The sequence below is a fragment of the Phyllobacterium sp. SYP-B3895 genome, from assembly GCF_009647635.1.
Taxonomy (GTDB): Bacteria; Pseudomonadota; Alphaproteobacteria; order Rhizobiales; family Rhizobiaceae; genus Phyllobacterium; species Phyllobacterium pellucidum.
In genome coordinates this window covers 663,159-677,045 of record NZ_WJIG01000002.1, presented here as the reverse complement: position 1 = coordinate 677,045, position 13,887 = coordinate 663,159, and the positions used below count along the sequence as shown (strand labels likewise).

The window sequence follows — 13,887 nt, the reverse complement described above, 5'->3', positions numbered from 1 at the left end:
CTCCCTAGGTCCGTCCGCCGACCCTGAGGCCCGCGACGCTGCGCTCTTCGAGCACATTATGCCGGAAACGATAGAGAGCTGCGGGCCGTCCGCGCGGTTGCGATTGCTCGGCGCCTGTGGGCTCCACCAGTTCCGTGGTCTCTACCAGGCGGCGAAAGTTCTGCTTGTGCAGATGGCGGCCGGAAATCGCCTCCACCGTCTCTTGCAGGGCGGTCAACGTGAAGGTGGACGGCATGAGCTCAAAGACGACCGGCCGGTATTTCAGCTTGGCGCGCAGCCGCGCGATCGCGGTTGCAAGGATGCGCCTATGATCGAAGCTCATCGACACGCCGAGCTGGCGCGACAGAGCCGTACCGTCGGTCCTCCCGTCGCGCACGGCTTCCTCGATAAGGCCGGCCTCATATAGCAATTCGTACCGCTCGAGCACGCGCTCCTCGTCCCACGCTATGCCATCCTCCCCGAACGCGAGCCGCAAGCGGCTGAGACGCGCAGGAACACCGCCCCTTTCCGCCCAGCTGCGCAGGGCAGGACGAACCGTCTCGTCGATCAATGCGGGCTTGCCGCCGCGCCAATCCTCCCAGGGAAGAAACGAATACCAGCTGCGCCAGCGCGCGCCTGATTTGCGCAGGGACTCCTTGTTGTCGTCGGTAATGCGGGTGAGGGCAAGGTAACCTACCGAGACGATGTGAAGATCGCGATCTTCCGCAGTCTTGTGCCGCCCACGATCACCGAACGTATAGAGTTGTTCGACATAACCAAGCCGCAAGGGGGTCTGCTCGGCGACCCATTCGCGCAGGCCCGCCTCAAAGGTGCGGTGCTCCAGCGGATTGAACGGACCGAATGGCAGCTCGTCGCGTTCGATGTCGTCACTGGAAGCTGTGGTTAGGATCAACGGGTCGTTGTTGGCCACAGCCGCGATGGCTGCGCTCAAATTGATCTCGACCGCGTTGGGTGTACCCGTCATACGGGAATGCTCAGGGGCAGGATGAACGGCGTACCCTCGAACGCCTCTTCGCCTCGCCCGATCGCCTTGACTGCATCGACCATGCGGCCCCTTCGCCCGAGCATGTCGTCGGCAAGGGCTACGAGACGGCTGTTGGGCGTGGCCGATGGCGCGTTGCGGCGCAACGTCTGCGCGACGTCCACTTCGTCGAGTTCCGGATTGAGGGCGAGCGCCGTGATATAGGCGGCCGCGGTCGAGCGCGATATGCCGGCATAGCAATGGATGAGCAGCGGCGCCTGCCGGTCCCAGCGCCGGCCGAAGATCAGAAGCTGGTGGATATGGTCGACCGCCGGCAAGGTCATACCTTCGGCTGGCTCGATGATGTCGTTGAAGCCCAGGAAAAGGTGGCGTGCCTCGGCGATTTCGGCGGGCCGTATCACCGGCGTGCCGGTGTTGATGAGCGTGATCATGTCGCGAGCGCCGAAGCGGATTGCGGATTCGGCGATGCGGGATAGGGGAGAAACGACGATGTGCGGCATGGAGCTACCCTTGGTCTTGTGAACGTCGCCCGTCAAGTTCGGCAAAACGTTGTAAAAAAGCGTCTTGAACATCCTGTGTCGGCAGCGCGGTCACGTCGATGCCATGCGGGCTGATACCGCGCGGGCGGCCGAAGAATTGCACGGCTTCCTTTTCGGCGAATCCGGCAAGTCGGGTCGCTTCGAAATAGGCGGCCACCGCATCGGCGCGCTTGATCAGCAGGCGCAGGTTCTGGTGGATGACAGGAGCAAGCGCGAAGCGGACATGAATGGCGTGCTGCAGGCGCAGTTCCACGCTTTTGTAATCGCCGCCGACCACCGCCTTGAACGGCGAAATCATGTCGCCGATCACATATTCGGGCGCATCGTGCAGCAGCGCGATCAGCCGCTGTTCGGTTGTTGCCTCGGGGACGATCCTGCCGAATATCTCTTCGACGAGCAGCGAATGTTGCGCAACGGAAAAGGCGTGGTCGCCCACGGTCTGCCCGTTCCAGCGCGCGACACGGGCGAGCCCTTGTGCGATGTCGACGATCTCGATGTCGAGCGGCGATGGATCGAGCAGGTCGAGCCTGCGGCCGGACAGCATGCGCTGCCAGGCCCTGAGTTCCATTCGCTTGTCCGTCTGCGGCTTCGCCGGCATCAACAATTCCCGATCACGCTTCCTGCGTCGTCACCGGAAATGTAAAGCGGTGTTCGGGGGGAATGGCAAGGCGAACCGCGACATCTCCTGCCATAATGGGCATGCCGCTGTCCATCGCATCCTTGACCCGGTCGATGCGGACAAGGACGAGGCCGTCTTTCGCAACGACGGTGCCGAGGGTACCGATGTCGCGGCCGCCCGCAGTTAAGGGCGTTCCCTGCGCCGGCAGGTCAGCGGCGCCCGCTGCGACCAATATCCGCCGGCGCGCCGTGCCGCGGTGCTGCATCCTTGATACGACCTCCTGGCCGACGAAACAGCCCTTCTTGAACGAAACGCCTCCCGTCTGGTCGAAGTTGACGTCGTGGGGAAATGCCTCGCCCAGCGTATAGTCGTCCGGTGCTTCGGCAACGCCGTACGCGATGCGAAGCGCATTCCAGGCTTCAATGCCCGAGCCTGCATCGGCGGGTGCGCCGTAACGGCGCCTGACGCTCAGGCTTTCGGGAAACCGCCGGTCGGTCAGTATTGAATCAGTTTCCGAGGCACTTGAATCTTCATTCCAGGAAACCGTGACAAGCGCCTCTTTATCCACGGCAAATTGAACCTTGGCGCGAAGCCGGTAGAGCGTGAGGCGCTTCACGAGCTCGTCTATCGATGAATCATTGAGATCAAGGCGCAGCCCGGCCCCGTTGCGCGAAACAAGGAATTCGAACAGGATTTTTCCCTGCGGCGTCAGCAGGGCGCCCGGCTTCAATTCACCTTTGCCGAGCGTATCGAGATCGGTCGTGATAATGTTCTGGAGAAAATCTTCGGCGTCGTCGCCCTTGACGTCTAGGAGCGCGCGTCCACTTAAACTTGCCGATGGCATAGCATTGTCCTTGCCTTTATCGTCCCTGTTACCTAATTCGCTCTAGGCAGGTTCGCAAGGCTGGATGGGAAAGCAAATGGTGCAGACGTTCGACACGATTTACCGCAGCGGTTTTGTCGTCAATCAGGATGGGGTCGGCCTGCGGGATATCGGCGTCAGCAATGGCCGTATCGCCGCGATCGGTAATCTCGGCCACGCCTCGGCGGGCGAGCTCGTCGATGCGACGGGGCTGCACATCCTGCCCGGCGTCGTCGACAGCCAGGTGCACTTCCGCGAACCAGGCCTTGAGCACAAGGAGGATCTGGAAAGCGGTTCGCGCTCCGCTGTGCTTGGCGGCGTCACCGCCGTCTTCGAAATGCCGAACACCAAGCCCCTGACGACGTCGGCCGAAACGCTTGAAGACAAGATCAGGCGCGGCCGCCATCGCATGCATTGCGACTTCGCCTTCTGGGTGGGGGGCACGCGCGATAATGCCGATCAGGTGGCCGAACTGGAGCGTCTTCCCGGCGCTGCAGGCATCAAGGTTTTCATGGGCTCGTCCACCGGCGACCTTTTGGTCGAAGATGACGAAGGCGTCCGATCGATCCTCAGGAACACGCGCCGCCGCGCCGCCTTCCATTCGGAGGACGAGTTTCGGCTCAGGGAACGCGAGGGCCTGCGCATTGCCGGCGATCCCGCATCCCATCCCGTTTGGCGTGACGAAATCGCAGCGCTCAAATGCACCGAACGCTTGGTGCGCATTGCCAGGGAAACCCGGGCGCGCATCCATGTCCTGCATATATCGACGGCCGAGGAAATCGAATTCCTCAAGGATCACAAGGATGTGGCAAGCTGCGAGGCGACGCCGCACCATCTGACGCTCGAGGCAAGCCAGTATGCGACGCTCGGCACGCTGCTGCAGATGAATCCGCCGGTCCGCGATACCCGGCACCGCGATGGCGTCTGGTCAGGCATCACGCAGGGTATCGTGGACGTTCTCGGCTCCGACCATGCGCCGCACACGCTTGAGGAAAAGTCGAAGCCATATCCGGCGTCCCCGTCGGGCATGACGGGCGTTCAGACACTCGTACCTATCATGCTCGACCATGTGAACGAGGGGCGCATGTCGATCGAGCGCTTCGTCGACTTGACCTCGCACGGTCCGAACCGGTTGTTCGGCATGGCGCGCAAGGGCCGCATCGCCGTCGGGTATGACGCGGACCTGACGATCGTCGACATGAAGCGGCGCGAGACGATCACCAATGCGAACGTCGGCTCCAAGGCGGGCTGGACGCCCTATGACGGCAAGATCGTCACCGGCTGGCCGGTCGGAACAATCGTTCGCGGCCAAAAGGTGATGTGGGAGGGCGAGATCGTCACGCCATCCACAGGCGAACCTGTGCTTTTCGGTGAGGCGCTGCCTCGGTAAGGCCCGCTGGCGCTGCATCCGCATTCATGATTATTCTTGGCGTCCGCCTCTCCATCGTAGGGCGCTCGCCTCCGTTGTCACGGGCCTCTGTCACCTGGTGTGCTAAGGCTCCGCTCTTTTCCGTCATCCTCGGGCCCGACCCGAGGATCCATTCTGTACCACTGCGCAGGTGGGTCCTCGGGACGAGCACCCGGGGATGACGGCGAGGGAGGCGCAAATACGCACCGCCTCGTCCAGCCTTCAAGCACTCCCGCCTGGAATTGCCTGCGCAAACTGCAGGTGGCGCAGTTTCTCCGGATTGCGGACAATATAGATCGCCTTGATCTTGCCGTCCTCGATTTCGAGCGCTGTCGTTTGCGGCAGGCCATCGAATTCGGTGGTCACAAAGCCGGGAAGGCCGTCGACCAGGCCCTCATACAATAGCGGCGAGAACCGATAGCCGGCGGTCCGCCCGATGCCGTCGAAGAAGCGTCCGACCTTTGCCCGCGAATAGATTGGATTGATCGTGGATGTGCGGTTGCCGCCGCCATCGGCATACATGACAACGTCATCGGCAAGAAGCGCCTGCAGTGCCTGCATGTCGCCGCTGCGCGACGCATTGTAGAAGGCCTGCGCAATATTCCTGCCTTGTTCGTCGGAAACGGGAAAGCGCGGCTTTGCTTGCTGAACATGGGTGCGAGCCCGGCTCGCCAGCTGGCGGCAGCTTGCCGGATCGCGACCTATCGCCTGCGCCACCTCATTGAAATCCTGGCCGAAAACATCGTGCAGCAGGAAAGCCGCCCGTTCCAGCGGCGACAGCCGCTCCAGCGCCATCATCAGCGTCAGCGTGATATCGGCATCCGTCTCATCTTCGCTGGGATCAAATATCGGTTCAGGCAGCCAGCTTCCCACATAGGTCTCCCGTCGAACGCGTGCGGATTTGAGGTGGTCGAGGCAGAGCCTCGTGACGATGCGAACCAGGAAGGCTTCCTCGCTGCGTACCTCCGAGCGATCGGCCTGGTGCCAGCGAATGAAACCCTCCTGGACAATATCCTCCGCCTCCGCGACCGATCCGAGCATGCGGTAGGCAATGCGGATCAATCGCGGTCTGAGGCGATTGAATATACTCGACGTGGCGTCAGGCTGCTGCGGCACTATCTTTCGACACCGGATGCAGCGACCGGAATCCGATGGCGAGCCGGTTCCAACCGTTGATGGTAACAATGAGCATGCTCAGTTTGACGATCTCCTCTTCGCTGAACTGCGTCTTCAATTCCTCATAGACATTATCCGGTGCGTGCGTCTTGGCAATCAGCGTCAATGCTTCGGTCCAGGCGAGGGCAGCGCGTTCGCGCTCGCTGTAAAGCGGCGACTCGCGCCAGGCGTCGAGCAGATAGAGGCGCTGTTCGGTCTCGCCGCGCTTGCGCGCATCCTTGGAGTGCATGTCGAGGCAGAAGGCACAGCCATTGATCTGCGAGGCACGCATCTTGACGAGTTCGATAAGGCTCATCTCGAGCCCGCTGGAAACGGCGCCCTTCTCCATCTCGATCATGGGCTTGATTGCATCGTGGTTGTAGGGGTTCAGTCTCGGTTTCATCATAGATCTCCTTGTGCGGCATTGCGTTGCCTGAAAACAAGACGAGACAGCATTTTCTAATGTGACATCGCTGAAAGATTATTTTGGGACAGGCCGCGTTTGTTTGGCGGAGATCGCCTCGGCATCGCCCGCACGGCGCTTTCGCGTGCCATCAATGGGAAATCGGGATCGGCTCTTATCTCGCGATCAGGCATGAGCGTGCAGGAGTGGGGACGGCACGCGTGCGGATGGCGTTGCAGACCAACTCCGAGCTGTCTAGGTTCCAAGCGCCGACGGAGTAATGAAATGCGTGCAACTATACCTGCAACATCGACCACTCGCTATTTGAGCGGCCTGCCTGCGCTCAACCTGATTTCCGAAGACGGGACAGGGGACTGGCATTTCGTTCACATATTTTGCCGAGATCGCGTCATCACGGGGTGCTTTGACATCGTAGCGAGGGATGTGAAACCAACACCAACGCCTATCTCGGCAACGCTGGCATTTACGACTGTACGGCACTGCTCGATGAACAGAGGATACAACACGAGAGCACGCCAGCTTTTGCCGCCAACCATGCGCGAGCGATAGCCGACATGGTGCTTGCCGAAAGCCTGCTCGGCCGGTTGGCAGACTTCGCCATTCTTGACGACTGGATGCCGCGCCCGCGGGACAAGCAAAAGGTTTATGACTTGCTTGCCCAAGCCAAGGCTAAATTGCCCGAACTCGCGCGCAAGAAGGTCTTAGAGTGGGAAGCGGCGAACTCCGAGCGAGAATAAACCACCGGGCGGGTGTGTGGCGGGCGACGCGGAGATTACAGGGCCTATTCTCCGCAAATTTGCGGAGAATAGGTACAAACCCGCCGCACCTTGGCAGTATCGCTGAACAGCTTTTCGATGTTGGCTGCATCCAGCGCGATGCCGCGCCCTCCGGCAGAAACCACGGGGGTCGCCGGCGATCAGGTCATTGTACTTTGCACCCGGCGGCGCGGGTGGGTCCTCGGGTCAAGCCCCCGAGGATCGGCGTGCGGCGCGCTTCAATCCGTGCTGGATCAACCGGTGGATCAGTTCCGAATAGGGTATTCCGGTCGCGCCAAGTACCTTGGGATACATGCTGATATTGGTGAATCCCGGTATCGTATTGACTTCGTTGATCACGGCGCTGCCATCGGCGCGCAGGAAGAAATCAATGCGCGCCATGCCCTCGCATCCAAGCGCGTGAAAAGCTTGTTCTGCCATATCCCGTAGAGCCTGGGTCTCGTCGGGGCCGATGCGGGCAGGCACGGTAAGGTCCGCTCCATCCGCATCGAGGTATTTTGCTTCGTAGGTATAGAAGTCGTGCGTGTTGGACGGAGCGATTTCACCGGGCACAGAAACAATCACGGTGCCGTCTGCCGCTTCGAGCACGCCGAGTTCGATCTCCCGGCCTTCAATGAACTCTTCGATGAGGACATGATCGTCGAACTGCAATGCCGATTCAACCGCCATATGCAGTTCCTCGGCTGTCCTTGCCTTGCTGACGCCGACCGATGAACCCTGTCGTGCCGGCTTGACGAAGACGGGCCACGAAAGGGTGCGCGCAACGGTGTCGAGATCAATGTCCGAGGCGCGCTTTACCATGATGCCAGACGCAACGGGCAGGCCGTCATGGGCCAGCAGGCACTTCGCCTGATGCTTGTCCATGGCGGCGGCGGATCCGAAGATGCCGCTTCCGACGTAGGGAATGTTGGCGACTTCCGCCAGGCCCTGCACGGAGCCGTCTTCGCCAAAGGGTCCGTGAAAAACCGGCAGCAGCACGTCTATAGGCGTAATCTCATAGGCCGGGCCGGATATGGGAAGAGCAAGTGCGCGGCCCTGGCCACCCGGAAGCAAGGTCATTTTCGTACCATCGCCCGGTACGGATTGCGGAAAGCCGCCGTCGATGAGCAGCCACTCGCCCTGCCGGGTCACCGCAATGAGAACTGTTTCGTACACATCCGGGTCAATCGCCTCGAAGACATTTCTCGCGGACATGACGGAGACATCGTGCTCGGAAGATCTGCCACCAAAGAGAATTGCGACGCGCGTTCTGGACATGGTGGGGTTCTCACGAAAGATCGGCGATGGGGATTCAAAATGGAGCGCCTGGCGCCGGCTCAGTCGCCGGTGACGAAGAAGCGCCAGCGCCCCTTCGGCGTGATGCCAAGGCGGTAGAAGACGTAAGTCCCGAATTGCTTCATCTCGTCATAATCGCCGGCGGTGACGATCTGAAAGAGTTCGACCTTCTGCTTGGCGTCGAGCTTGTCGAGCGGATAGGCGAAGAAGTAGGGCCACACATAAAGCTCATCGGGCGTGCCGGCATCGAGGTGGACGTAACCGGATTCAAGCACATCGACGAGGATTGCAAGAATCTCCATGCCTTCGGGATCGCCCGCCAACGACTTCAGATAGGCGAGGGGATCGCCCTCGATCTCGGTGAGCGAGAGCATGGTGACGTCGTCGCCGGAGCCGATCAAAGGACGCAGCGCCTCGATATTGCCGGACTTGGCGGCCGTCAGGATGAGTTCGTGCATCTTGCGCACCGGAAACGGCAGCTTGCTGAGATCGTATTCGACCTGCGCGGCCGCCGCGCCTTCCTTGGCGTTCGGCATGGCGATGCTGCTGTCGGGGACGACGGCGCCGTCATTGGCGGCGGGCGAATCCGCATCGCCGTCGCTCGGAGCCGCCGGTTGGTCGGTCGCAGCTGGCGGCGTCTCGCCTGCCGGCTTCTGCGTTGCGTCGGGCTTGGCAGGCTCTGCAGGCTTGGGAAGCTCTTCCTTCTTCAGTTCGCTCAAGGCAAGCTGGACCGGTTTCCCGCTGGCGGCCGCAGCAGGAAGGCTGAACGCACATGACGCGGCCACGATGACAATTGCGCGGGCAATCGCGGGCGCGGAAAAGTGCTTCTCAAGCATGCTGGATCACCCGGGCGTTACTGGAGAACGCGATTCGTTGAAAATTCACCTGCGGAAATACGTTCACGCAACACTTCAAGCAACGCAAGAGCGGAGGCTTCGCCATTGTCGCGGATCAGTTCGATCAGCGCGGTTGCGAATGCTGCCTCGGCCATAATTTCAGGTTCGATACCCTCGAGCGTGCCATCTGCCCAGACTTCATTCTGATATTCGATCGCAACCAGTTTTTTTTCTTCTGCAACCAACCTATCGAGGTCCGTCGATGTCATGTTCATGTCATACCGTCCTTGGCCGAAGCCAATTCTTAAACTACCGCTAAACTCTATCATATGTTTTGTTTAAAATGCGGCCCATTGGCTTCAACAGTTAAAGCACAGTTAATTTCCATAGCCCGATACGATCTCGGATGAAAGCCTCATTCCTTCAGCCTGGTAGCGGTCAATCGCCGCAATCGCCTGGCTGGTGCAGGTGGAGTAAGTCTCGTTGAAAGTGCGGTAGCCGCGGTTGAAGCTGGCGATGAGACGCGCCCGCCTTGCCGGGTCGGGGTTTTCCGCCAGAAGCAGCGTATCCATGCGATCGCGCCACTGGCTGCTCTTCTCGCCACACAGATTGCGCAGCGAATGGATCGATCCCATTACCTCGGCGAGGCGCAGCAGCTTGGCCTCGTAGAGCGGATCGACGGCATATGCCGGGACAGCGCTGGCGAGTGTCGCAAGAAACGCTGTGATCAATGCTGCTCGCCGCACGAAATTCCCCAAGCCTGTTCGCCCTTTGCGACATGTTGCCCGAAAGCAAGGCGCCTTCAAGGCGTTGATCGGCGATACCCTCAACTTTCGAAGGAACGCGCCAGGAAGTGCACGACCTCGAGTACGCTTTCGGTCACGTCAAATGCGCCCATTTCGTCGGCGCGCAGCCAATGCACGGCCGCGGCGTCGTCGGCGGCGACGGCGTCTCCCATTGCGTCGTGCGCGAAGAACACAGCGAGACGGAATGCCTTGGGCGACGGAAACTCGGGTGTCGAATAATCGAAGGTATAGGTGGTCAGATAAGTGACCTCGTGCGCGATGATGCCGGTCTCTTCGAAGAGCTCGCGGATTGCAGCTTCCTGCGGCGTCTCGCCGTCCTCACGCCTTCCACCGGGAAAGGCGAGCCAGCCTTTCGAGGGCTCGCGGCCGCGCTCGACAAGCAGGAATGCCTTGTCGCGGATACAGACCGCGGAAACGCCATCGACGGTTGCGGAGAGGGAAATTTGATCCATATCTCAGGGGTAAGCGGCATCAACGCATTTGACAAGGTCGCCTTGACGGACGACCGCAAATCGGGAAGATCGCCGCGGTCACTAAGGGCTCGTTGTAATGTGCGGACGTTTTTCCCTCCTCGGAACACCGGAAGAGATCGAAGCCTGGTTCGATCTTATGGAGCTTGAGGATTTCCCGCCCCGCTACAATATCGCGCCGACCCAACCGATCCTCATGGTCATCAGCGGGGAAACGCCGCCGCCCGGCAGCAACCGGCCCAACCGGCGTGCGCTCCTTGTACGATGGGGGTTCATTCCGGGATGGGTCAAGGACACGGCGAATTATCCGCTGATGATCAACGCCCGCGCCGAGACCGCGATCGACAAGGCATCGTTCAAGGCGGCGATGCGCCATCGCCGCGCGCTGATCCCGGCCTCGGGCTTCTATGAGTGGCGCCGCAACGGCGACCGGAAGGCGCAGGCCTATTGGGTGCGCCCGCGCGATGGCGGCGTTGTCGCCTTTGCCGGACTTTACGAGCCCTGGGCGAATGCCGAGGGGTCGGAGATGGATACCGGCGCGGTGCTTACCACGGAGGCGAGCGAGAACCTGCGTTTCATCCACGACCGCATGCCCGTCGTGATTGAGCAGAAGGATTTCTCGCGCTGGCTCGATTGCAAGTCGCAGGAGCCGCGCCATGTCGCCGACCTCCTGAAACCGGCACGCGAGGACCTTTTCGAGGCGATACCGGTCTCCGACAAGGTCAACAAGTTCGAAAACACCGGACCGGAAATCCAGGAGCGGGTCGAAGAGGCACCGCCGGAGGAACGCAAGAAATCGCAGCGTTCAAAGCCGCCGCAATCCGACGCACAGATGAAACTTTTCTAGGCCTCACGCGCCAACTTCAGGACACAGACGATATGCTTTCAGCCGCTCTTTCCGGTTTTCTCCTTGGCGCGTCGCTCATAATCGCGATCGGCGCGCAAAACGCCTATATCCTGCGGCAGGGCCTGCTGCGCGAACATGTCTTCATCCTGAGCTTCATTTGCGCGCTGTCGGACGCCTTGCTGATCGCCGCTGGCGTTGCCGGCCTCGGCACGCTCATCGCGCAGTCCCCGAAACTGATTTCCTTCGTGACGCTGGGCGGAGCGGCGTTTCTCTTCTGGTACGCGTCGGTCGCGTTTCGGCGTGCGTTTCATCCGGAAGGCTTGCGCGCGGCGGGTTCTGGCGGAAGCTCACTCAAGGCAGCCGTCGGGACGGTGCTCGCGCTGACATTTCTCAATCCGCATGTCTATCTCGATACAGTCGTTCTATTGGGCGGGCTCTCGGCCCGCTTCGAGGGCGTCAACCGCGCGGCCTATGGCATCGGCGCGGCGCTCGCTTCGTTCATCTGGTTCTTCAGCCTCGGCTATGGGGCGAGGCTGCTGCAACCGGGCTTCGCCAAGCCTGCGGCCTGGCGCGTCCTCGACATCCTGATCGGCCTTGTCATGGCCGGCATTGCAACGAGCCTGTTAGTCCGTTTCCTGCACAATTGAAGCAAGCTTCAACTGCGGACGCTTGCGCACGCTGCTCAGCACCGCAGCAAGGATCGCCGCCGGTCCGATGGCATTATATTTGGCAACGAGATTCTCGGCGCGGACGCTTTCGCGCGGCTTTGCCGTCTGCTTGATGGTGTTCATGGGTCTGGTCCTATCCCCTTTTTCGGATAAGTCAGGATTCCCGGTCAAATGAGCCGGAAAAAAGGCACTTTCCGGGAGGATTTTGGGCTATTCGGTTAAGATGGATTAACCACGAGGAAGCAGGCAAAAATGCAACACCCGCGTTTCGCGGCGACACGCTTGACGATCGACCCGCAGTCGATCATAAATGCGGCCATGAAAACGTTGCCCGCAACCATCATTATTACCTGTCGGATCATTATCAGCTAGCACTGCGCTGGCCCGGCCGTTTTCGTCTCAAAATTCAGCAAAAGATGTGAAACGCACCGGTCGCCAGACCAGTGGAATGATATGCGTTTGATGTTGAAACCCGAGATTTGAGCAGACCGCCATGCCGCAGCAACTGAGCCTCTACAACACGCTCACCCGCACGAAGGAAGTGTTCGTGCCGATCGATCCGAACAATGTGCGCATGTATGTCTGCGGACCCACTGTCTATGACTATGCCCACATCGGCAATGCGCGACCGGTGATCGTCTTCGACGTTTTGTTTCGCCTGCTGCGCCACGTCTACGGCGAAGACCACGTTACCTATGTGCGCAACATCACCGACGTCGACGACAAGATCAATGCGCGTGCCGCGCGGGACTTTCCGGACCTTTCGCTCAATGAGGCGATCCGCAAGGTGACGGAGACGACGAACCGCCAGTTTCAGGCTGATGTGGCGGCGCTTGGCAACCTGCAGCCAACGGCCCAGCCACGGGCGACGGAATATATCGCCGAAATGGTGGCGATGATCGACCGTCTCGTCGAGCGCGGCATCGCCTATGTCGCCGATGGCCATGTCCTGTTCTCGCCGGCGGCGATGAACGCCGCCAGGGGGCCGCGCTACGGCATGCTTGCCCGCCGCTCCGCCGACGATATGCTCGCCGGTGCCCGCGTCGATGTCGCCTCCTACAAGCGCGACGAGATGGATTTCGTCCTGTGGAAACCGTCAAGGGAGGGTGAGCCAGGCTGGCCCTCACCGGCGGGGATCGAAGGCCTTGGCCGTCCAGGCTGGCATATCGAATGCTCGGCCATGTCCATGGCGAAACTGCTCGAGCCGTTTGGCGGCGGGCTGCAGTGCGACGATCCGCAGAAGAACATCTTCGACATCCATGCCGGCGGCATCGACCTCGTTTTCCCACACCACGAGAACGAGATCGCCCAGTCGTGCTGCGCGCTCGGCATCGACCGCATGGCCAATGTCTGGATGCATAACGGCTTCCTGCAGGTCGAGGGCCAGAAGATGGCAAAGAGCCTCGGCAACTTCGTGACGATCAACGAGCTTCTCGCAACCGAAACGTTCGGCGGGCGCAAGTGGCCTGGCGACGTGCTGCGCCTCGCCATGCTGATGACCAACTACCGCGAGCCGATCGATTTCAGCATAAGCCGGCTCGAGGAGGCGGAGAACATTCTTGCCAAGGCGCGCGAATATGTGGGCAACGCCGAACCCGGTGCGATCCCGGATGAGGTGATTGCCCTGCTTGCGGATGATCTCGCCACGCCGAGCGTGATCAACTGGCTGTCTTCGGCGCGCCGCGCACGCGCGGTCGCGCCTGGCGATTACCGGGCAGCGTTCGCGCTTCTCGGCTTCGATTTGCAGGCCGAGACAGTGTCGTCAGAGCTTGCGGGCGAGATCGAGGCGAAGATCGCCGACCGGCTCGCTCTGCTTGCCGCAAAGAGCTTCGCCGAGGCCGATCGCATCCGCGCCGAATTGCTGGATCAGGGTATACAGCTCAAGGACGGCAAGGATCCTGAAACGGGCGAGCGGGTTACGACCTGGGAGGTGAGGCGGTGATGGACGGGCGTGGATCGCACCCCCCTCTGTCCTGCCGGACATCTCCCCCACAAGGTGGGAGACCAGCCTTTACAGAGGTTGAGGCCAATCTCCGGGGTTTGCATTTGAGCGACACGTTCGATGAGCACCCCCCTCTGTCCTGCCGGACATCTCCCCCACAAGGGGGGAGACCAGCCTTTACAGAGGTTGAGGCCAATCTCCGGGGTTTGCATTTGAGCGACACGTTCGATGACAATCCGGTCTCCCCCCGTGTGGGGGAGATGTCCGGCAGGACAGAG

At 60.8% G+C, this 13,887-nt stretch carries 17 protein-coding genes; 5 read left to right on the top strand and 12 right to left on the bottom strand.

Annotated features, from left to right (window positions below):
- Nucleotides 1–4: 4 nt before the first annotated feature.
- Genes GF108_RS09715 through GF108_RS09700 form a run of 4 tightly spaced genes read right to left on the bottom strand, consistent with a single transcriptional unit; the run spans nucleotide 5 to nucleotide 2,984 of the window.
- Nucleotides 5–964, bottom strand: a complete 960-nt coding sequence (locus GF108_RS09715) for an NAD regulator (protein WP_153667794.1) — start codon at nucleotides 962–964, stop codon at nucleotides 5–7.
- A complete protein-coding gene (locus GF108_RS09710; protein ID WP_153667793.1) occupies nucleotides 961–1,482 on the bottom strand; it encodes a tyrosine phosphatase family protein in 522 nt (173 codons plus the stop codon). Before GF108_RS09710 ends, GF108_RS09715 begins: the two co-directional genes overlap by 4 nt.
- Before the next feature lie 4 nt (nucleotides 1,483–1,486).
- The gene (locus GF108_RS09705; protein WP_246663897.1) at nucleotides 1,487–2,119 is read right to left on the bottom strand and encodes a YfbR-like 5'-deoxynucleotidase; all 633 of its coding nucleotides are present in this window, start codon (nucleotides 2,117–2,119) and stop codon (nucleotides 1,487–1,489) included.
- A gap of 13 nt (nucleotides 2,120–2,132) precedes the next feature.
- Nucleotides 2,133–2,984, bottom strand: a complete 852-nt coding sequence (locus GF108_RS09700; RefSeq protein WP_153667792.1) for a folate-binding protein YgfZ — start codon at nucleotides 2,982–2,984, stop codon at nucleotides 2,133–2,135.
- A 76-nt stretch (nucleotides 2,985–3,060) separates the two neighbouring features.
- On the opposite strand from GF108_RS09700, the gene GF108_RS09695 reads away from it, so the two are divergent.
- Nucleotides 3,061–4,392 (top strand): dihydroorotase, encoded by a 1,332-nt coding sequence (locus tag GF108_RS09695; RefSeq protein ID WP_153667791.1) that lies wholly within the window; start codon nucleotides 3,061–3,063, stop codon nucleotides 4,390–4,392.
- 240 nt (nucleotides 4,393–4,632) lie between these two features.
- Here the strand turns inward: GF108_RS09695 and GF108_RS09690 are convergent, their stop codons facing one another.
- The gene (locus tag GF108_RS09690) at nucleotides 4,633–5,526 is read right to left on the bottom strand and encodes a sigma-70 family RNA polymerase sigma factor (protein WP_370462121.1); all 894 of its coding nucleotides are present in this window, start codon (nucleotides 5,524–5,526) and stop codon (nucleotides 4,633–4,635) included.
- On the bottom strand, nucleotides 5,510–5,968 hold the full coding sequence (locus GF108_RS09685; RefSeq protein WP_153667789.1) for a carboxymuconolactone decarboxylase family protein: 459 nt from the start codon (nucleotides 5,966–5,968) through the stop codon (nucleotides 5,510–5,512). Before GF108_RS09685 ends, GF108_RS09690 begins: the two co-directional genes overlap by 17 nt.
- A 575-nt stretch (nucleotides 5,969–6,543) precedes the next feature.
- Here GF108_RS09685 and GF108_RS09680 point away from each other — a divergent pair.
- Nucleotides 6,544–6,726: a hypothetical protein gene (locus tag GF108_RS09680; RefSeq protein ID WP_153667788.1), complete on the top strand. Its 183-nt coding sequence runs from the start codon at nucleotides 6,544–6,546 to the stop codon at nucleotides 6,724–6,726.
- A 225-nt stretch (nucleotides 6,727–6,951) separates the two neighbouring features.
- On the opposite strand, the gene GF108_RS09675 is transcribed toward GF108_RS09680, so the two are convergent.
- The 5 genes from GF108_RS09675 to GF108_RS09655 all read right to left on the bottom strand — a co-directional run bounded on the left by GF108_RS09675 (nucleotide 6,952) and on the right by GF108_RS09655 (nucleotide 10,134).
- Nucleotides 6,952–8,022 carry a D-alanine--D-alanine ligase family protein gene (locus GF108_RS09675; protein ID WP_153667787.1) on the bottom strand — a complete coding sequence of 357 codons (1,071 nt, stop codon included), beginning with the start codon at nucleotides 8,020–8,022 and terminating at the stop codon, nucleotides 6,952–6,954.
- A 59-nt stretch (nucleotides 8,023–8,081) separates the two neighbouring features.
- Entirely contained in the window at nucleotides 8,082–8,876 is a 795-nt protein-coding gene (locus tag GF108_RS09670; protein ID WP_153667786.1) for a hypothetical protein, read from the bottom strand.
- A 17-nt stretch (nucleotides 8,877–8,893) separates the two neighbouring features.
- The gene (locus GF108_RS09665) at nucleotides 8,894–9,151 is read right to left on the bottom strand and encodes a hypothetical protein (RefSeq protein WP_027229828.1); all 258 of its coding nucleotides are present in this window, start codon (nucleotides 9,149–9,151) and stop codon (nucleotides 8,894–8,896) included.
- A gap of 102 nt (nucleotides 9,152–9,253) precedes the next feature.
- Nucleotides 9,254–9,607, bottom strand: coding sequence for a TIGR02301 family protein (locus tag GF108_RS09660; RefSeq protein ID WP_027229827.1), 354 nt, complete (start codon nucleotides 9,605–9,607; stop codon nucleotides 9,254–9,256).
- A 95-nt stretch (nucleotides 9,608–9,702) separates the two neighbouring features.
- Nucleotides 9,703–10,134, bottom strand: coding sequence for an NUDIX hydrolase (locus GF108_RS09655; protein ID WP_153667784.1), 432 nt, complete (start codon nucleotides 10,132–10,134; stop codon nucleotides 9,703–9,705).
- Nucleotides 10,135–10,231: 97 nt separating this feature from the next.
- Between GF108_RS09655 and GF108_RS09650 the strand changes: the two genes are divergently transcribed.
- Together GF108_RS09650 and GF108_RS09645 are read left to right on the top strand one after the other, a co-directional pair.
- Complete coding sequence (locus tag GF108_RS09650; RefSeq protein ID WP_153667783.1) at nucleotides 10,232–10,999, top strand: SOS response-associated peptidase; 768 nt, start codon at nucleotides 10,232–10,234, stop codon at nucleotides 10,997–10,999.
- 32 nt (nucleotides 11,000–11,031) lie between these two features.
- Nucleotides 11,032–11,646: a LysE/ArgO family amino acid transporter gene (locus tag GF108_RS09645; RefSeq protein WP_153667782.1), complete on the top strand. Its 615-nt coding sequence runs from the start codon at nucleotides 11,032–11,034 to the stop codon at nucleotides 11,644–11,646.
- Here GF108_RS09645 and GF108_RS09640 read toward each other — a convergent pair.
- Nucleotides 11,623–11,790 (bottom strand): hypothetical protein, encoded by a 168-nt coding sequence (locus GF108_RS09640; RefSeq protein WP_153667781.1) that lies wholly within the window; start codon nucleotides 11,788–11,790, stop codon nucleotides 11,623–11,625. The genes GF108_RS09645 and GF108_RS09640 overlap by 24 nt on opposite strands.
- A gap of 370 nt (nucleotides 11,791–12,160) precedes the next feature.
- Here GF108_RS09640 and cysS point away from each other — a divergent pair, with 370 nt between their 5' ends.
- On the top strand, nucleotides 12,161–13,609 hold the full coding sequence (gene cysS, locus GF108_RS09635; protein ID WP_153667780.1) for a cysteine--tRNA ligase: 1,449 nt from the start codon (nucleotides 12,161–12,163) through the stop codon (nucleotides 13,607–13,609).
- Nucleotides 13,610–13,887: the final 278 nt, after the last annotated feature.